The following is an 18191-nucleotide window of genomic DNA, read 5'->3' on the forward strand; positions in this document are numbered from 1 at the left end:
AGCGTGAGCGTGTGGCCAGATCATCCGCCGGGCAGGCCACATAAGCAGGAATGGCCGCCTCCACGAGTGCGCGCAACGCGCCAAGCGCGGTGTGACCCCGACCGACGACGATCGCGGGCACCCCGATACCTAACCTGGCCATACAACCCCAGCCAGCGGATCAGCGGCGATCAAGTGCATCGGCGGACCTTCAACGGGCCCCACGACGGAACAGCACCACTTCCACGGTCTGCAGCAGGATCATCAGGTCGAACACCAGCCCGTGATTCTTGACATAGAACAGGTCGAACTTGAGCTTTTCCTCAGCGTCACGCACCGATGCCCCGTACGGGTAGCGCAGCTGCGCCCAGCCCGTCAGTCCCGGCTTGATGCAATGGCGGATGGAGTAGTAACGAATCTCCTGATTGAGCAGGTCGACGAATTGCGGCCGCTCGGGCCGGGGGCCAACAAAACTCATTTCGCCGCGCAGCACGTTGAACAATTGCGGAAGTTCGTCGATCCGGGTCGAGCGGATGAAGCGGCCGATCCGCGTGCTGCGGTCGTCGTTGCTGCTGGCCCAGCGTGCCACGCCGTCCTTCTCGGCGTCGGCACGCATGCTGCGGAACTTGACAAGTTCAAAACTGCGGCCGCTCATGCCCACGCGCGTTTGCCGGTAGAGCACCGGCCCGTCCGACTCCGACCAAACACACAACGCCACCAGCAACATGATCGGCCATGCCATCAGCAGCAATGCCGAAGCGGCGATCAGGTCAAACAAACGCTTGCCCAGGCGCCGCGGCATCGAATTGTCGAATCCGCCAGAGAAGACCAGCCAGGATGGATCGACCACGTTCAGCGTTACCACGCCGGCCTCGCGCTCGAAGAACGTCGACAGGTCGGTCACGGCGATGCCGCGCTGCGCGCAGCGCAGCATCTCGTCCATCGGCAGGCCACCGCGACGCTCATCCAGGGCAACCACGATTTCTTGCACTTGCAGCCATTCGGCCAAGTCGGACAAACCGAAGTCGGTCTTGACCAACAGCTCATCCGGCACCAGCACCGGCTGGCCGGGCACCGGCATGAAACCGACCAGCACGAACGAACGCCGGTCGGCGCTGCGACGAAGCCGCGTGTTGATCAGGTCGGCGTTCTTGCCGGCACCCAGCACGACGATGCGACGCCGAAACACGTCGGCACGGATCACGTGCTTGAGCACCAGCCGCAAGGCGGCCACGCCCAACAGACCCAACACCAGCGCCAACAACAGCACGCCACGGCCGATGTAGGCCACCGGCATCAGGTAATACAGCACCAGCAGGCCAATTCCACCGAAGGCAACCGACAACACCAGCCGCAACAGGAAATCCAGCCGGTTGTGGCGGACATGCACCTGGTACAAACCGAACGCGGACATCGCCGCGGTGATGAACACGGCTACCACCAGTGCCCGCACCAGCGCGTACTGGATGAAGATCTGGTACCCGGTGGAGTCGTACAGGAATCGCAGCCAGGCCGCGCACAACACCGCCAGCACTAAGACTCCCAGTTCCAACAGCCACAACAGCGCGACTGCGCGACTCTTTCGACTCGACGAGGCATGGTTCATGGGCTGACCGCCTCCACGTGCAATGAGTCGCAGCGTGATTCCTGTGACAACGACACCTGCGGGCCACGGCCGTCACACAGTGCCTGCAAGCCATGCATGCGGCACGTACTTCCGTCGATAAATATGGCCCCGCTGTCGCGCAAGCCGGCGGCGACCATCGGACTAAAACAGACCGGTGTGAACATGGCTTCCCCCTGTACTCCCATCGCAACCGCGATCCCGGCGTCCAACAAAGAGGATCACTTACCAGCCATCCGCCCTTGGATCGAACGCTTCGGCTAGTACAACGCGAGAGCAGTCGCCGGGCGGCCGTGCGATGCAACTGGTGCCGCACCATCGGGTCGCAACCAGGCACTGATGATCGTAGTGGTCGGCGGCGCGGCCACGGCGACCTCCCATACGTCCGAACCAACCAACCGGTGCAGCGCAGTCATCCCGACGCAGCCACCGGATGGCAGTGGCTGTACTCCTAGCGGCGCGGTGAAACTGTTCATTTCGCAGGCCAGGCCGATGCCGGCCGCCTTCAGCAACGCTTCCTTGCGCACCCACAGTTGCAGCAGGGCCGCGGCACGTTCCTGTGCCGCGATGCCGCGCAACGCCAATGCCTCGACCGGGTGACAGACGCGTTCGGCGATCTCGGGCATCACCGACGCGCGCCTCATCGCTTCGATATCAACGCCGATCGGACCGGCGGCCGTCACCGCGATTGCCGCGACGCCATCGGCATGGCTCAAGCTGGTGTGCAGCGCGCCATCGGCCAATCGCGGACAGCCGCGCGAATCGCGGCCGAGCGGAACCGCCCTGGCATCGCAGCCCAGCGCGATGCCCAGCAACAGACGATGCAGCGCGTAGGCAAGTGCCAGAGCCTCGCGCCCGGTGGTTCTGCGCTGACGTTGCACACGCTCACGCTCAGTGGCATCCAGCACGGCGGTCGCCTCCGGCAACCAGGCCCGCCAATCGTCCAGTTCGAACAGGACGACCGCACAGCGCTCGCTTGAATCCGCCATCCAGTGAGGTGATGGCAGGGCCCGGGTCAGCACCTTGCGCAGGTCGTTGCTGCCTGGACGTTCAGCCTCCCCATTCGTGCTGGCTCGATTCGTGCTGACTCGAAGCACCGCCCCTGCCCCTCGACTTCGGCATGCAGCGCCGCATTTCAATGAAACGCAAGCACCCGCAAAAGGGGGACAGCGCCCGATCGCCAACACCGGTGATGGCATCAGGCGAATACGGACTTGCCCGCCCTGCCAGCAGTCGCCCCTCGTCAGTACGCCGTCGGGCCAGGCCACGTCCTGTTGGCGTCGTCGATTGCGTTGTCTTGCCAATACCACTGTTTCGAGAGCGTCGATGTGAGCATGCCGCTCGATACCACATGGACGCTTGGCCGCAAGCTGCGCCGTATCGCCAACGAGTCGGCCGAGCTGCCGGGTTTGCGCTGGCTTGCCGAACCGCTGCACCGTCGCATGTTCCGCCGGAAACGCAGCGGCAATGCCTACTGCGGCGTCTACGAGAGCTACACGCAGGCATTGGCCAGTGCCAGCGCATTGCGGGCCTTGCCTACGACCTACGACACCGATGCATCACCGCGCATGTACCGCGACCGCCTCGAGCAGGTCCGGGTGAGCGACTACCCGCTGCTGTACTGGCTGTCCCGCCTGTTGGCCACCGGCCAGCGGCGTGTGTTCGACCTGGGCGGGCATATCGGCATCAGCTATTACGGTTTCCGCCGCTACCTGGACTACCCCGCGGACCTGCGATGGCAGGTGCACGACATGCCGTCGGTGACCAACGCCGGCCGTGAATTGGCACGCGAGCTCGACCCTTCCGGCAGACTGGAATTCACCGATGCCCGCGAGGATGCCGACGACTGCGATCTGCTGGTCACCAGCGGCGTGCTGCAGTACCTGGACTACACCCTGCCGGAACTGTTGCAGACGCTCGATCGTCCACCGCGGCACGTGCTGGTCAACTTGACCCCCATGCACCCCAGCCGTGGTTATTTCACTCTGCAGAACCTGGGCATTGCCATCTGCCCATACCGGGTCTGCGCGCTTCCGGAATTCGTCGCCGAGATGGAAGCGCTGGGCTATCGCCTGCGCGATCGCTGGGAGTCGTTTGAACGACAGCTACGGGTGCCATTCGAGCCGTCCTGCACGATCGACAGCTACCACGGGTTCTATTTCACGCGAAGCTGAGCACCGGGTATTGCCAGCTCGGGCAACAGCTGACCGCTTGCCGAGTTGCCCCGGCCGGCAACGGCAAATGAATCGATGGGTACAAGCCAGGGCGCCCGGCCCGTCAAAACCGCGCCCATTCAATCGTCGGGGTCGAAACGGGTGGCGGCACGCACGCTGTCGCCGTCGAAGCCGCGCCGGAACAGGAAATCGGCGGCCTTGCGGCGCAACGCCAGGTCCTCGGTCACGGTGCTTCCAAAGCGGCGGCGCACCAGGTCGCGGGCGTTCTCGGACCAGTCGCCGTCAAAGCCGGCCAGGGCACGGGCAATGGCCTCGCCATCGAGGCCGTGCGTGCCCAGCTCGGCGCGGATGCGGATCGGTCCGTAGCCGCCGCTCGCACGACTGCGCACCAAGCTCTCGGCAAAGCGGGCGTCGTCCTGCCAACCGTCACCCGCCAACCGCTCGACCGCAGCCTCGACCTCGTCCGCGTCCAGACCCCGCGAGGTGAGCTTGCGGGTCAGCTCCTTGCGCGAATGCTCGCGCCGGGTCAGCAGCCCAAGCGCTCGCTGGGTCGTACTCAGCTCGCGGACGGCGCGGCGGCGGCCGGGCTTGCCGGACCCAGGTGAATCCGAACCGCCACCGGGCAGGTCATCGTGCATCGGCGTACGCGACGCTCATCAGGCGTCGGCGTCCTCGGCAGCGTCCTCGTCGCGCTTGGCCTCGGCGGGGACGAATTTCTCGCGCAGCGCCGCCTCCAGGCGCACGGCCATCTGCGGGTTGTCCTTGAGGTACTGGCGCGCGTTCTCCTTGCCCTGGCCGATGCGCTCGTCGTAGGCGCTGTACCAGGCGCCGGACTTCTCGACCAGTTTGGCGTCCACGCCCATGTCGATCAGTTCGCCCTCGCGCGAGATGCCCTCGCCGTACAGGATCTCGGTGATGACCTGCTTGAACGGCGGCGCCAGCTTGTTCTTGACCACCTTGATGCGGGTCTGGTTGCCGATGATCTCGTCACCCTTCTTGATCGCACCGATGCGACGGATGTCCAGGCGCACCGAGGCGTAGAACTTGAGCGCGTTGCCACCGGTGGTGGTTTCCGGGCTCTGACCCGGCATCATCACGCCGATCTTCATGCGCAGCTGGTTGATGAAGATCACCATGCAGTTGGAACGCTTGATGTTGCCGGTCAGCTTGCGCAGCGCCTGGCTCATCAGGCGCGCCTGCAGGCCGGGCAACTGGTCGCCCATCTCGCCTTCGATTTCGGCCCTGGGCGTGAGCGCGGCGACCGAGTCGATCACCACCATGTCCACGGCGTTGGAGCGCACCAGCATGTCGGCGATTTCCAGCGCCTGCTCGCCGGTGTCGGGCTGGCTGACCAGCAGGTCGTCGACGTTGACGCCGAGCTTGGCGGCATAGGTCGGGTCGAGCGCGTGCTCGGCGTCGATGAACGCGGCCGTGCCGCCGGCCTTCTGGCACTCGGCGATGGTCTGCAGGGTCAGCGTGGTCTTGCCGGAGGACTCCGGCCCGTAGATTTCGACGACACGGCCCTTGGGCAGGCCGCCGATACCGAGCGCGATGTCGAGCATCAGCGAGCCGGTGCCGATGACTTCGGCCGGCTCGGCGACGCGGTCGCCCATGCGCATCACCGAACCCTTGCCGAACTGCTTTTCGATCTGGCCCAGGGCGGCCGACAGGGCGCGCTTCTTGTTCTCGTCCATCGTGGATTCCTTGAAGGGTCGGTTGCGTGTTGGGGGCAATCTAGCGGGCGCAGGTCGCACGGGGTGAGACATCGGCGCTTGCAGTTGAAATTAATGTGGGCGGTTGCAGGGGACTGCAGGGATGGTCAGGAATGGGCTGTCGGAAAGAGCCGCACCGCAGCGCCGGAAAACCCCAGGGGCCGCGGCCGCGCTCACCGGTTCGGCCTCACCAGGCCGCAGTACAGGCCCTCGATGGCGAAGTCCTGGTCCGGTTCGACCTCGATCGGCGCGTAATCGGGGTTGCGCGGCAGCAGGCGGATGCGGTCCTTGCCGATCTTGAGCAGCTTGACGGTGATCTCGTCGTCGATGCGCGCAACCACGATCTGGCCGGAACGCGCATCGCGGGTGCGGTGCACCCCGATCAGGTCGCCGTGAAAGATGCCCTCGTCGCGCATCGAGTCGCCCTTGACCTTGAGCAGATAGTCCGGGGTCGGCGAGAAAAACACGCGGTCGAGCAGGACGAAATCATCGGAGCCGATGTCCGCGCCGATCGGCCGGCCGGCCGCGACCTGGCCGAGCACCGGCAGGCGCAGGGTGTCATCGCTGGCAGTGGCAGCGACCTCGTCGATTGGCGCGGCGGCCACCCGCCCCGCCGGCTCGCACAGGCGGATGCCGCGCGCCCGGCCCGGCATGCGTTTGATCGCGCCGGCCTGCTCGAGCGCCTCGAGGTGGTACTGGGCCGCCCGCACGCTGCTGAAGCCCATGGCCTGGGCGATCTCGGTCTGCGACGGCGGCAGGCCGTCGGCCTCGATCCGCTCGGCGATCAGGGCGAGGATGGTCCGCTGGGTGTCGGTGATATCCATTAGTAGCAATACTACTAACGAAATTTCGCGGACGTCAACCCCGCCGACAGCCTCAGGCCATCAGTTCGGCCAGTCCGTGCAGGGCCGCGGCCACGGTCTGCCGGCGCACGGCATCGCGGTCGCCATCGAAGTGGAACGTCACTGCGGTCGGATAACCGCCGCGACGCTTCCACGCGATCCAGACGGTGCCGACCGGCTTGCCTTCGGTGCCACCACCGGGGCCGGCGATGCCGGTCACGGCCACGGCCAGGGTCGCGCCGGAATGCACCAGCGCGCCGGACACCATCTCGATCACGGTCTCGCGGCTCACCGCGCCGTGCTCTTCGAGTGTCTGCGGGCGCACGCCGAGCAGGGCCTGCTTGGCCTCGTAGCTGTAGGCGGCCATGCCGGCCTCGAACCAGCCCGAAGATCCCGGGATGTCGGTGAGCATCTTGGCGATCCAGCCGCCGGTGCAGCTCTCGGCGGTGACCAGGGTTTGACGGTTGCTGCGCGCAGCCTCGCCGACCTGGTCGGCAAGCTGGCGCAGGGCGGCATCGGAGACGTCGGTTTTCATGCGCGAACTATAGCCGCATGCCCTGCTCCTGCCGATGACAGGTGACACCGCGGGCGGGTCGCCTTCGACCCGCCCGCGCTGCGACTCAGTACAGCACCCGCAACGTCACGCCGTAGGTGCGCGGCGCACCGAGGAAGGCATTCCACGAGCCGGTCTGCAACGGTGCGTCGAAACCGACCTGCTTGTACTCCTCGTCGGCCAGGTTGAGCGCCCAGGCCTCGACCATCCAGCGCTTGTTGCTGGCACCCAGGCCGATCCGTGCGTTGACCACGGTGTAGGCCTCCTGCGCTTTCTCCGGGTCCAGGTCCGAGCCGGTGTTGTAGTCGGACATGTACTTGGCGCCCAGGTTGAAACGGGCCATGAGGGTGTCGCTGAAATCCCAGTCGTAAGTGACCGAGGCCGTCGCCGACCAGTACGGCGCGAAGCTGGCACGGCTGCCGGGCAGCTTCGACAGGTCGGCATCCGGCAACGGGTCGTCGCCGTACTTGGTGTCGGCGTAGACCACGCCACCTTGCAGGCTCAGGCCGTCCAGCCGGGTCTGCCACAGCACCTCGGTGTCGATGCCCTGCGACACCACCTCGGGGATCGAACGCACCACGAAACTGGTGCCGAGGAAGCTGTTGAGCTGGAAGTCGCTGTAGGTCTGGTGGAACAGCGTCGCATTGAGCAGCAGGTTGCCGCCGGCCCAGGTGGTCTTGGTGCCCAGCTCATAGCTGTCGACGAACTCGCCCGGGAACGAGGTGTCGTTGACCGGCACGATGCCGGCCGTGCCGCTGGACAGACCGTTGGAGGACTGCACGCGATCGAGGTTGAAGCCACCGGCCTTGTAGCCGCGCGCGGCCGAGGCGTAAGCCATGACCTGCTCGTTGAAACGGTAAGCGGCCTTGAGCGTGCCCGACCATTCCTTCTCATCGCGCTCCTGGCGGGTATCGCGGCCGTTGTGGAGCACGTTCGCCCACGGCAGGCAGGAGAAGCCGATCACCTGCGGGACCAGCGCCGGCAATGCGGCCAGCGGCACACCACGCGCCGCCAGCGCCTGCCCGACCCGGGTCGGATTGGACAGCGCCGAAGCACAGCCCAGGCCACCGTTCGGGTTGCTGTACAGCGAGTCGAGCGTCTTCTTCTCGCGGGTGTAGCGCAGGCCCAGAGTCAGGTCGAGCGCATCGGTGGCGTGCCAGGTGTTGTTGGTGAAGATCGCCGTGCTCTTGGCATTCTGCTCGTAGTCGTCGTCGGCGCCGAGGCCGGCAAAGCTGCTGCCGAACGGTCGTCCGGTCGCCTGCGACAGGAACGTCGCCGCATTGGCCATGTTGACCACACCCGGCGGAAAGCGCGAGGCGATCTGCCCCAGCACCGCCGTCGACAGGTACGGCTCGTAGGCCGCACCGATGCGGTAGGAGTCGTGCCGGGTCAGGTCCTCATCCGTATAGAACAGGCCGACCATCCAGTCGACGCGATCGGTCGCGCCCGTCAGGCGGAATTCCTGGCTCAGCGTCTCGAAGGCGGTGAGCGACTCGTTCGGGTCGGCGTTGCGGTACAGCAGGTCGGCGCTGGAGAAATCGAAGTCGAGGCCGTTGATCGCCTGCCAGTCGCGCCAGCCGGTGATCGAAGTCAGCTCGGCGCCGCCGAACCACGGCGTGAGCCAGTCGACCTGCATCGCCACGCCCTTGTCCTTGATGTCCTGCTCGGTCGAGCGGTTGCTCCAGGCCTGCCGCGCGAACGGATCGGCCACCGGCGCCACGCCGCTGTCGGGCGACAGCGCGTCGATGATCGCCGCGGTCGGGCCGCGCACCGTGGTCACGCCCGCGCAGCAGTTCTCTTCACGGCTGGTGAAGTCGGCGATGAAGTTGATGTCGAGGGTGTCGGTCGGCTCAAACAGCAGCTGGCCGCGCAGCGAGTGGAAGTTCTGGTCGGTGTCCTCGTCAAGCGTGCGCGGGCCGGCACCGGTGTGCACGTCGAGCAAACCGTCGCGCTTGCGCTGGGCCGCGTATACGCGGAACGCCGCGTTGTCGCTGATCGGGGTATTGAGTGATCCGGCCACGCCGAGCGCGTTGTAGTTGCCCGCGGTGATCTCGCCCTCGACCTGGGTGAGGTAATGCGGGCGCTTGGTGATCACGTTGATGACGCCGGCCGAGGTGTTCTTGCCGAACACCGTGCCTTGCGGCCCCTTGAGTACCTCGATGCGCTCGATCTCGCCGAGGTCGCCGAAGCCGACACCGTTGCGCGGCCGGTACACGCCATCGATGACCACGCCCACCGACGACTCCAGGCCTGCGTTGTCGCCGACGGTGCCGATGCCGCGGATGCGGGCGACGGTCTGCACCTCGCTCTGGGTACTGGTGACGGTCAGGCCGGGCACCAGCACCTGCAGGTCCTTGACGTCGCGCACGCCGGTGTCCTGAATGATCTGGTCGGACAGCGCCGTGACCATGATCGGCACGTCCTGCAGCGCTTCCTCGCGCTTCTGCGCGGTCACGGTCAGGCCGGCCAGCGTGGTGGGTTCTTCCGCGGTCGTTTCATCCGCACGCGGTGTGCGACGGTCCTGCGTCGTCGAAGTGTCCTGCGCCATCACGGGCAGGGCGGGCAGCGAGCCCAGCGTCGCCGCTACAGCGAGCATGAGCAGCTTCCTCGGAAGCAGTTTTCCTGAAGCAACAGGCATTGCCGGCTTGCACGAAACCATTGCGACCCCTCCCCTCGATGGTTGGATGATTGGCGCGAGTCCCCGAACTCGTGCACGCGCTTACCCTGTAACGCGGCCGACGACGCCTTCTCACCCCAACGCAATCCGGCCTCGGATTCGGGCATACGGCGGCGAACGGTGGGCCGACCGTAGCAGGCCGGTGGCGCAGGTCACGCCGCAGTGCAGCAGCGGCCCTCAGCGACACGCAGGTGCGGCGTTTTTCCGCATCGGGACAGGCTATCGCCGCCGTTAGCCTTTCCGGCTTTCCATGATTGGAAGGTTGTTCGATGCGCCGCTGGATGACGAAGACGATGGTCAGCCACTGCCCAGCGACGGCCAGGAAATACAAGTAAACAAGGCGTTGGAACCCTGCGACCGGGTCGCAAGGCCGCGAAAGTGGCCGCGGCTGTTAGCCTAGTCACCATCGCATCGCCGGCCCCGCAGCCGGCGCCATCCCCCGACAGCACCGACCTACGATCCATGAGTTCAGCCGACCGGCCGCAAGAGCACACGCCCCTGATGAAGCAGTTTTTCGCCGCCAAGGCGGAGCATCCGGAGGTGCTGCTGTTCTTCCGCATGGGCGATTTCTACGAGTTGTTCTACGACGATGCGCGAAAGGCGGCGCGGCTGCTCGACATCACCCTGACCCAACGCGGCAATTCGGCCGGCCAGCCGATCCCGATGGCCGGCGTGCCGCATCACGCGGCCGAAGGCTATCTGGCACGGCTGGTGGCGCTGGGCGAGTCGGTGGCGATCTGCGAGCAGATCGGCGACCCGGCGCTGGCCAAGGGCATCGTCGAGCGCAAGGTGGTGCGCATCGTCACCCCCGGCACGGTCACCGACGAGGCACTGCTGAGCGAACGCCGCGACACGCTGCTGCTCACCATCGCGCGCAACAAGAATGGCTACGGCCTGGCCTGGGCGGATTTGGCCGGTGGTCGTTTCCTGGTCAACGAAGTCACGAGCGACGACGCACTGGAAGCCGAACTCGCCCGCCTGGAGCCAGCCGAAACGCTGGTCGCAGACGAAGACGGCTGGCCGCCTTTCGTGGCCGAACGCAATGGCATCCGGCGGCGACCACCGTGGCTGTTCGACGCCGACAGCGGCCGCCGCCAGCTGCTGCGCTTCTTCAACCTGCACGACCTGTCCGGTTTCGGCCTGGACGACAAGCCCTTGTCGATCGCCGCCGCCGCGGCGTTGCTGGGCTATGTCGAGGAAACCCAGAAGCAGCGCCTGCCGCACCTGACCTCGATCGCGGTCGAGTCCGGCGACGGCGCGATCGCGATGAACGCCGCCACGCGCCGCCACCTGGAACTCGATACGCGTGTCGACGGCGACAGCAAGCACACCCTGCTCGGCATCCTCGATTCGACCATCACCCCGATGGGCGGGCGCCTGCTGCGACGCTGGCTGCACCGGCCACTGCGCGACCGCCCGACGCTGCGGTTGCGCCAGCAGGCGGTGGCCACGCTGATCGACTCGCGCACCGGCGACGATGTGCGCGAGCGGTTCCGCGCGCTTGGCGACCTGGAGCGCATCCTCTCGCGCATCGCCCTGCGCAGCGCGCGCCCACGCGACCTGTCGACCCTGCGCGATGGCCTCGGCCTGCTGCCGGACGTGCGCGGGCTGCTCGCGCCGCTCGATTCGCCGCTGCTGGCCGCACTGGCCAACGAGCTCGGCGAACACGACGCGCACGCGCACCTGCTGGCCTCGGCGATCGTGCAACAGCCACCGGTGCTGGCCCGCGACGGCGGCGTGTTCGCCGAAGGCTACGATGCCGAACTCGACGAGTTGCGCACGTTGTCGACCCACGCCGACCAGTTCCTGATCGATCTGGAAGCGCGCGAGCGCATCGCCAGCGGCATCGCCACGCTCAAGGTCGGCTACAACCGCGTCCACGGCTACTACCTCGAGGTCAGCAAGGCGCAGGCCGACAAAGCGCCGACGCACTACACCCGCCGGCAGACACTGAGCAACGCCGAGCGCTACATCACCGAGGAACTCAAGCAGTTCGAGGACAAGGTGCTGTCGGCGCGCGAACGTGCGCTGAGCCGCGAGCGCCTGCTGTACGAGCAATTGCTGGACGCATTGAACGAGCGGCTGGAACCGCTCAAACGCTGCGCCACCGCGCTGGCCGAACTCGACGTGCTGGCCTGTTTCGCCGAACGCGCGCAATCGCTGGACTGGGCGCAGCCAGTGTTGAGCGACGAGCCTGGGCTGAGCATCGAGCGCGGCCGCCACCCGGTGGTCGAGGCAGTGCGCAGTGAGCCGTTCGAGCCGAACGATCTGGTGCTGCACGACGACGTGTCCGGCAATGGCCGCCGCATGCTGATCATCACCGGCCCCAACATGGGCGGTAAATCGACCTACATGCGCCAGAACGCGCTGATCGTGCTGCTCGCCCACATCGGCAGCTTCGTGCCGGCCACGCGCGCGGTGATCGGCCCGATCGACCGCATCCTGACCCGCATCGGCGCCGGTGACGACCTGGCAAAGGGCCAGTCGACCTTCATGGTCGAGATGACCGAGACCAGCTACATCCTCCACCACGCCACCGCACAATCACTGGTGCTGATGGACGAGATCGGCCGCGGCACCTCGACCTACGACGGACTCGCGCTGGCCGAAGCCTGCGCACGCCACCTGGCGCACGTCAACGGCGCCTACACATTGTTCGCCACGCATTACTTCGAACTGACCGCGCTGGCCGAACCCAGCAGCGGCATCGCCAATGTCCACCTGGACGCGGTCGAGCATCGCGACAAGGACGGCAGCGAGCGGCTGGTGTTCATGCACGCGGTCAAGGACGGCCCGGCCGATCGCAGCTTCGGCCTGCAGGTGGCCGCGCTCGCAGGCCTGCCCAGGGCCGTGGTGCAGCAGGCGCGCAGCCGGCTGGCCGAACTGGAGCAGCACAGCCGCGACCTTCCGGCACCGACGCTCGCGCCCGCGACACTGGATGCACCGCAGCAATTCGGCCTGTTCGCGACGTCATCCGCCGCGCTCGATGCACTGGCCTCGATCGACCCGGACGAGCTGACGCCCAAGCAGGCGTTGGAAGCGCTGTACCGCCTGAAAGCCCTGATCTGAGCCGCTCAGCACGCGCCACGGCGGGCGCCTCACGCGCGCATAACGTTCCGGACGTAAGTTGATCCGGTCGTCGGGGCGGGTTTAGCGCGCTGATCAATTGAAACCAGCTATCAAACCGTTTGCAACAAACGATTGTCATTGATCGCTGGCGCTCTCTAGCCTGACCCGACAGTGCATCGAGCCTGTGCCAGCACCGGGTCAGCAACAGCGGCCCACCGCTGGCGCTCGCGCTACGAACAAGGACCGCGCTCCCCAGGGAATGCGGCCATGGAATCCATGACAGCCAGACAGAGAGCGGAGTAGACATGTCAAGCGAAGCGAAATGCCCGTTCCACAACGCCGCCGGCGACGGCAACAGCAACCGCGACTGGTGGCCCAACCAGTTGCGGCTGGACCTGCTGAACCAGCATTCGAGCCGGTCCAACCCGCTCGACCAGGACTTCAACTACGCCGAGGCATTCAACAAGCTCGACTACCACGCGCTCAAGAGCGACCTGCGCAAGTTGATGACCGACTCGCAGGACTGGTGGCCGGCCGACTTCGGCCATTACGGCGGCTTCTTCATCCGCATGGCGTGGCACAGCGCGGGCACTTACCGCATGGGCGATGGCCGCGGCGGTGGCGGCCGCGGCCAGCAGCGCTTCGCCCCGCTCAACAGCTGGCCGGACAACGTCAGCCTGGACAAGGCGCGCCGCCTGCTGTGGCCGATCAAGCAGAAGTACGGCCAGCAGATCTCCTGGGCCGACCTGATGATCCTCACCGGCAACGTCGCGCTGGAGACGATGGGCTTCCGTACCTTCGGTTTCGGCGGCGGCCGCGAGGACACCTGGGAGCCGGACCTCGACGTGTACTGGGGCCGCGAAACCAAGTGGCTCGGCGGCGACGAGCGCTATGCGAAGGGTTCGCCGGGCGTCGAGAAAAAGCACGGCGTGCTGGTCAAGGACGACGACAGCATGGTCAAGCACTCGCGCGACCTGGAAAACCCGCTGGCCGCGGTGCAGATGGGCCTGATCTACGTGAATCCTGAAGGCCCGGACGGCAATCCCGATCCGCTGCTGGCAGCGAAGGACATCCGCGACACCTTCGGCCGCATGGCCATGGACGACGAGGAAACCGTCGCCCTGATCGCCGGCGGCCACACCTTCGGCAAGACCCACGGTGCTGCCCCGGCCGACAACGTCGGCCCCGAGCCGGAAGCCGCTGACCTGGAGGCACAGGGCCTGGGCTGGCGCAACCGCTACGGCAGCGGCAAGGGCGGCGACACCATCTCCTCCGGACTGGAAGTCACCTGGACCCAGACCCCGGTGCTGTGGAGCAACAACTTCTTCGAGAACCTGTTCGGCTTCGAATGGGAGCTGGAGAAATCACCGGCCGGCGCGCACCAGTGGGTGGCGAAGGATGCCGGCGACGTCATTCCCGATGCCCACGACAAGTCGAAGAAGCATCGCCCGAAGATGCTCACCACCGACCTGACGTTGCGCTTCGATCCAATCTACGGGCCGATCTCCAAGCGCTTCATGGAGAACCCGCAGGCCTTCGCCGACGCCTTCGCCCGCGCCTGGTTCAAGCTGACCCATCGCGACATGGGCCCGATCGTGCGCTATCTCGGCCCGGAAGTGCCGAAGGAAGAACTGATCTGGCAGGACCCGCTGCCCACGGTCGATCATCCGCTGGTTGGCGCCGCCGACATCGACGCGCTGAAGAACAAGATCGCCGACTCCGGGCTGTCGGTGGCCGAACTGGTCAGCACCGCATGGGCCTCGGCCTCGACCTTCCGCGGCGGCGACAAGCGCGGCGGCGCCAACGGCGCGCGCATCCGCCTCGCACCGCAGAAGGACTGGGCGGTCAACCAGCCGATGCAGCTGGCCAAGGTGCTCAAGGCGCTCGAGCGCATCCAGATGGAGTTCAACTTGGACGCGGGCGGCGGCAAGAAGATCTCGCTGGCCGACCTGATCGTGTTGGCCGGTGGCGTGGGCGTGGAACAGGCGGCGAAGGCAGCCGGTGTGAATGTCACCGTGCCCTTCTCCCCGGGCCGCACCGATGCGCGCCAGGACCAGACCGACGTCGACTCCTTCGCCCTGCTCGAACCCTTCGCCGATGGCTTCCGCAACTACCTCAAGGGGCCGACGGAGGTGCCGGCCGAACACCTGCTCATCGACCGCGCGCAGTTGCTGACCCTGACCGCGCCGGAGATGACCGCCCTGGTCGGCGGCCTGCGCGTGCTGGGCACCAATGCCGACGGATCGAAGGACGGCGTGTTCACCGACAAGCCCGGCGTGCTGGGCAACGACTTCTTCGTCAACCTGCTCGACATGGGCACGGAATGGAAGCCGGCCGATGCGGGCCGCTACGAAGGACGCGACCGCAAGACCGGTGCCGTGAAGTGGACGGGAAGCCGTGTCGACCTCGCCTTCGGTTCGAACTCGGTGCTGCGCGCGCTGGCCGAGGTCTACGGCAGCACTGACGGCAAGGCGAAGTTCGTCAACGACTTCGTCGCCGCATGGACCCGGGTGATGAACCTGGACCGCTTCGACCTGGCCGCCTGACCTCATCATCGCGGAGACCACAGGCCCGGCGAGCGATCGCCGGGCCTTTTGTTTGGCGCGGCAGGGCCATGCGCATCATCACAAACGCTGAACAATCCGGCGCTACGATGCTTTTCTTTCTCACCACTGGATGGACGCCATGGCTGCTTCGCTGACCGACGATCTGCTCAACCAGTTGCAGGGTCAGCCGTTGGCCGAGATCGGCAGCCAGCTCGGGCTGTCGCCATCACAGGCAACCGGTGCGGTGTCGGCCGCGCTGCCGCTCCTGCTCGGCGCGCTGGGCCGTAATGCCAGCCAGCCGCAGGGCGCCGAGGCATTGTTCGGCGCATTGCAGCGCGATCACTCCGGCCTCGACATCGGCAGCGTACTCGGCACGGTGATGGGCGGCGGTGGTCAGGGCCAACAGATCCTCGGGCACATCTTCGGCGCGCGCGAGCAAGGCGCGGCTCAGGGGCTGGGCGCGGCCACTGGCCTGGGCAGCGGCCAATCCGGTGCATTGTTGAAGTTGCTCGCACCGATCGTGCTCGCCTACGTGTCGAAGCAGATGATGGGCGGCGGCGCACAGTCGGCTTCGCCGCAGATGCTGGGCCAGATGCTTGGTCAGGAGCAGCAGCAGATCACCCAGCAGGGCGGGCTCGGTGGCGGCCTGCTCGGCGCCGTGCTCGACCGCGACGGCGACGGCGACACCGACTTCTCCGACCTGATCGGCCTGGCCGGCACTTTCCTTGGCGGTCGTCGCTAGGCCGTTGAAGTTCTGAATGCACGCGATCGGCAGGTGCAGACGCCGCGCGCCCGCACCGTCGCCGGCCGGCTACATCGCGTCGATATCACCCAAGGCACGGATCAGGCGCCGTGCGCGCTTGTCGGGCTTGGTTTCGGGCGGCCGGAAGCCGTTGCGCTCGGCCGCACGCAGCGCGCGTAGCTGTTCGCGTGCGGCACGTGAGGCCTCGCTTTCGGCGTACAGCGTCTGCGCGACGCTGGCCGGGCTGCGCATGTCGCTGAGCGCGAGCACGCCGATCTCGAATATTTCCTCGCCGCGTACGACACGCAGCGCATCGCCCGCGCGCAGCACCCGCGACGCCTTGGCGCGTTGCCCGCCGATCTCGACCTTGCCGGTCTCCACCGCCTGCTTGGCCAGGCTGCGGGTCTTGTAGAAGCGGGCGGCCCACAGCCACACGTCCAACCGCACCACCTGCATCGGATTCTGGTTGTCTGTCACAGCGCTTTCCGGCATCGACCACCGCCCTATCCGTGTACGGATTATCACAGAACCGCGCCGCATCCACGCCAGCATGAAGGCATACCGATTCTTCGCCGTCGCAATGCTACGGTGCCGGTCTTTCCCCGTGGTTTCCTCATGACGCCGACCTCGCACAACCTGACCGAAGGACCGATCGGACGGAACCTGCTGGCGTTCGCCCTTCCCATCCTGGGCGGCAACGTGGCGCAGTCCTTGAACGGGTCGGTCAATGCCGTCTGGGTGGGGCGTTTTCTCGGCGAGGAAGCGCTGACCGCCACGGCCAACGCCAACAACATCATGTTCTTCCTCATCGGTTCGGTGTTCGGCATCGGCATGGCCGCGACGATCCTGATCGCCCAGGCCATCGGCGCGCGCGACATCGTCCAGGCACGACGCGTGATGGGCACCAGCGCGACGTTCTTCATCAGCCTGTCGGCGGTGATCGCCGTGCTCGGCTGGTGGCTGTCGCGGCACCTGCTGGCGGCGATGGGCACGCCGGCGGTGTCGCTGCAGTTGGCCGAGGACTACCTGCAGGTGATCTTCCTTGCGATGCCGACGCTGTACGCATTCGCGTTCCTGTCGGCGGCGCTGCGCGGCGCCGGCGATTCGCGCACGCCGTTCCGCTTCCTGTTGGTAGCGGTGCTGCTCGATATCGTGTTCAACCCGCTGCTGATCTTCGGCATGGGCCCGTTCCCGGAGCTGGGCATCGCCGGCTCGGCATGGGCCACGCTGCTGTCACAGGGCCTGACACTGTGCGCACTGTTGCTCTATCTGCGCCACAAGCGTCACCCACTGTGGCTGGGACGGCGCGACGCGCACATGTTCAAGGTCGACCTGACGATCCTGCGCGCCCTGGTGGTCAAGGGCGTGCCGATGGGGCTGCAGATGGTGCTGATCTCGCTGGCGATGATCGCGATGATGGCCATGGTCAACCACTATGGCACCGACACCACGGCCGCCTACGGCGCCGCCATGCAGCTGTGGACCTATGTGCAGATGCCGGCGATGGCCATCGGCGCGGCGTGCTCGTCGATGGCGGCGCAGAACGTCGGCGCAGGCCGCTGGGATCGCGTTTCGGCCACGGCGCGGCTCGGCGTGACGTTCAACTTCCTGCTGACCGGCGCACTGATCGCCCCGCTCATCCTGCTCGATCGCTGGACGCTGGCGCTGTTCCTGCCCGAAGGCAGCAGTGCGCTGGAGATCGCCCGTCATCTCAACCACATCTCGGTGTGGTCATTCCTGTTCTTCGGTGTGACCTTCGTGGTGTCGGGCGTGGTGCGCTCGACCGGCGCGGTGATACCGCCGCTACTGATCCTCGCGCTGGCGCTGTGGGGCATCCGCGTGCCGTTCGCCAACCTGTTGCAGCCACGGCTGGGCACCGATGCGATCTGGTGGAGCTTTCCGATCAGCGCGGTGTGCTCGATGGTCATGGCGCTGGCGTATTACCGCTGGGGGCACTGGCGTCGTGCGCGCATGCTGCCGCCGGATCCGCACGAGGTCGCCGTGCCGGCCGAAGTGCCGGCCGCACCGCCCTCGCCGGTGGCCGACCCGAGCGCCGAAGCGGACGACCCGCTGCCGCTGCAGCAATCAGCGGCCCTGCACCCCGGACCTGCGACTGAGCGTTAGCGCAAGGCTGAATAAGTGCCGTCATTCCCGCGAAGGCGGGAATGACGGGCAAAAGCGACCTGATCAGCGTTGTCTTACCCGATCGGACGCATCGCGGGCAGCGCAAAGCGAGTTGCCACAAACGCAAACGGCCGCCCTGAGGCGGCCGT

The 18191-nt window shown here is 66.6% G+C and carries 13 protein-coding genes; 5 read left to right on the forward strand and 8 right to left on the reverse strand.

Annotation, left to right across the window (positions count from 1 at the left end):
* Positions 1–190: 190 nt before the first annotated feature.
* Together ACFOLC_RS02250 and ACFOLC_RS02255 are read right to left on the reverse strand one after the other, a co-directional pair.
* On the reverse strand, positions 191–1585 hold the full coding sequence (locus tag ACFOLC_RS02250) for a TIGR03013 family XrtA/PEP-CTERM system glycosyltransferase (RefSeq protein WP_386757130.1): 1395 nt from the start codon (positions 1583–1585) through the stop codon (positions 191–193).
* 278 nt (positions 1586–1863) lie between these two features.
* Positions 1864–2871, reverse strand: a complete 1008-nt coding sequence (locus ACFOLC_RS02255; protein ID WP_386757132.1) for a 4'-phosphopantetheinyl transferase family protein — start codon at positions 2869–2871, stop codon at positions 1864–1866.
* 66 nt (positions 2872–2937) lie between these two features.
* Between ACFOLC_RS02255 and ACFOLC_RS02260 the strand changes: the two genes are divergently transcribed.
* The gene (locus tag ACFOLC_RS02260; RefSeq protein ID WP_386757134.1) at positions 2938–3777 is read left to right on the forward strand and encodes a TIGR04325 family methyltransferase; all 840 of its coding nucleotides are present in this window, start codon (positions 2938–2940) and stop codon (positions 3775–3777) included.
* A gap of 119 nt (positions 3778–3896) precedes the next feature.
* Here the strand turns inward: ACFOLC_RS02260 and recX are convergent, their stop codons facing one another.
* The 5 genes from recX to ACFOLC_RS02285 all read right to left on the reverse strand — a co-directional run bounded on the left by recX (position 3897) and on the right by ACFOLC_RS02285 (position 9480).
* Positions 3897–4415: a recombination regulator RecX gene (gene recX, locus ACFOLC_RS02265; protein WP_386757136.1), complete on the reverse strand. Its 519-nt coding sequence runs from the start codon at positions 4413–4415 to the stop codon at positions 3897–3899.
* An 18-nt stretch (positions 4416–4433) separates the two neighbouring features.
* Positions 4434–5471 (reverse strand): recombinase RecA, encoded by a 1038-nt coding sequence (gene recA / locus ACFOLC_RS02270; RefSeq protein ID WP_386757138.1) that lies wholly within the window; start codon positions 5469–5471, stop codon positions 4434–4436.
* Positions 5472–5662: 191 nt separating this feature from the next.
* The gene (gene lexA / locus ACFOLC_RS02275; RefSeq protein WP_386757140.1) at positions 5663–6313 is read right to left on the reverse strand and encodes a transcriptional repressor LexA; all 651 of its coding nucleotides are present in this window, start codon (positions 6311–6313) and stop codon (positions 5663–5665) included.
* Between the two features lie 52 nt (positions 6314–6365).
* Positions 6366–6866 carry a CinA family protein gene (locus tag ACFOLC_RS02280; protein WP_386757141.1) on the reverse strand — a complete coding sequence of 167 codons (501 nt, stop codon included), beginning with the start codon at positions 6864–6866 and terminating at the stop codon, positions 6366–6368.
* A gap of 85 nt (positions 6867–6951) precedes the next feature.
* Positions 6952–9480, reverse strand: coding sequence for a TonB-dependent receptor (locus ACFOLC_RS02285; RefSeq protein ID WP_386757142.1), 2529 nt, complete (start codon positions 9478–9480; stop codon positions 6952–6954).
* A gap of 543 nt (positions 9481–10023) precedes the next feature.
* Here ACFOLC_RS02285 and mutS point away from each other — a divergent pair.
* The 3 genes from mutS to ACFOLC_RS02300 all read left to right on the forward strand — a co-directional run bounded on the left by mutS (position 10024) and on the right by ACFOLC_RS02300 (position 15918).
* Positions 10024–12630: a DNA mismatch repair protein MutS gene (gene mutS, locus ACFOLC_RS02290; protein WP_449284285.1), complete on the forward strand. Its 2607-nt coding sequence runs from the start codon at positions 10024–10026 to the stop codon at positions 12628–12630.
* Positions 12631–12935: 305 nt separating this feature from the next.
* Entirely contained in the window at positions 12936–15176 is a 2241-nt protein-coding gene (gene katG / locus ACFOLC_RS02295) for a catalase/peroxidase HPI (RefSeq protein ID WP_386757144.1), read from the forward strand.
* A gap of 130 nt (positions 15177–15306) precedes the next feature.
* Positions 15307–15918: a DUF937 domain-containing protein gene (locus ACFOLC_RS02300; protein ID WP_386757145.1), complete on the forward strand. Its 612-nt coding sequence runs from the start codon at positions 15307–15309 to the stop codon at positions 15916–15918.
* 69 nt (positions 15919–15987) lie between these two features.
* Here ACFOLC_RS02300 and ACFOLC_RS02305 read toward each other — a convergent pair whose 3' ends face one another.
* Complete coding sequence (locus ACFOLC_RS02305) at positions 15988–16374, reverse strand: RNA-binding S4 domain-containing protein (RefSeq protein ID WP_386757937.1); 387 nt, start codon at positions 16372–16374, stop codon at positions 15988–15990.
* A gap of 159 nt (positions 16375–16533) precedes the next feature.
* Here ACFOLC_RS02305 and ACFOLC_RS02310 point away from each other — a divergent pair, with 159 nt between their 5' ends.
* Positions 16534–18042 (forward strand): MATE family efflux transporter, encoded by a 1509-nt coding sequence (locus ACFOLC_RS02310; protein ID WP_386757147.1) that lies wholly within the window; start codon positions 16534–16536, stop codon positions 18040–18042.
* Positions 18043–18191: the final 149 nt, after the last annotated feature.

It is taken from the genome of Lysobacter cavernae (genome assembly GCF_042648505.1).
GTDB lineage: Bacteria > Pseudomonadota > Gammaproteobacteria > Xanthomonadales > Xanthomonadaceae > Lysobacter_L > Lysobacter_L cavernae.

Coding starts and splice junctions, on each gene's coding strand:
- lexA (WP_386757140.1), bottom strand. CDS start 6,313: ATGGATATCACCGACACCCAGCGGACCATCCTCGCCCTGATCGCCGAG.
- recX (WP_386757136.1), bottom strand. CDS start 4,415: ATGCACGATGACCTGCCCGGTGGCGGTTCGGATTCACCTGGGTCCGGC.
- ACFOLC_RS02250 (WP_386757130.1), bottom strand. CDS start 1,585: ATGAACCATGCCTCGTCGAGTCGAAAGAGTCGCGCAGTCGCGCTGTTG.
- katG (WP_386757144.1), top strand. CDS start 12,936: ATGTCAAGCGAAGCGAAATGCCCGTTCCACAACGCCGCCGGCGACGGC.
- recA (WP_386757138.1), bottom strand. CDS start 5,471: ATGGACGAGAACAAGAAGCGCGCCCTGTCGGCCGCCCTGGGCCAGATC.
- ACFOLC_RS02300 (WP_386757145.1), top strand. CDS start 15,307: ATGGACGCCATGGCTGCTTCGCTGACCGACGATCTGCTCAACCAGTTG.
- ACFOLC_RS02285 (WP_386757142.1), bottom strand. CDS start 9,480: ATGCTCGCTGTAGCGGCGACGCTGGGCTCGCTGCCCGCCCTGCCCGTG.
- ACFOLC_RS02310 (WP_386757147.1), top strand. CDS start 16,534: ATGACGCCGACCTCGCACAACCTGACCGAAGGACCGATCGGACGGAAC.
- ACFOLC_RS02280 (WP_386757141.1), bottom strand. CDS start 6,866: ATGAAAACCGACGTCTCCGATGCCGCCCTGCGCCAGCTTGCCGACCAG.
- ACFOLC_RS02305 (WP_386757937.1), bottom strand. CDS start 16,374: ATGCAGGTGGTGCGGTTGGACGTGTGGCTGTGGGCCGCCCGCTTCTAC.
- mutS (WP_449284285.1), top strand. CDS start 10,024: ATGAGTTCAGCCGACCGGCCGCAAGAGCACACGCCCCTGATGAAGCAG.
- ACFOLC_RS02260 (WP_386757134.1), top strand. CDS start 2,938: ATGCCGCTCGATACCACATGGACGCTTGGCCGCAAGCTGCGCCGTATC.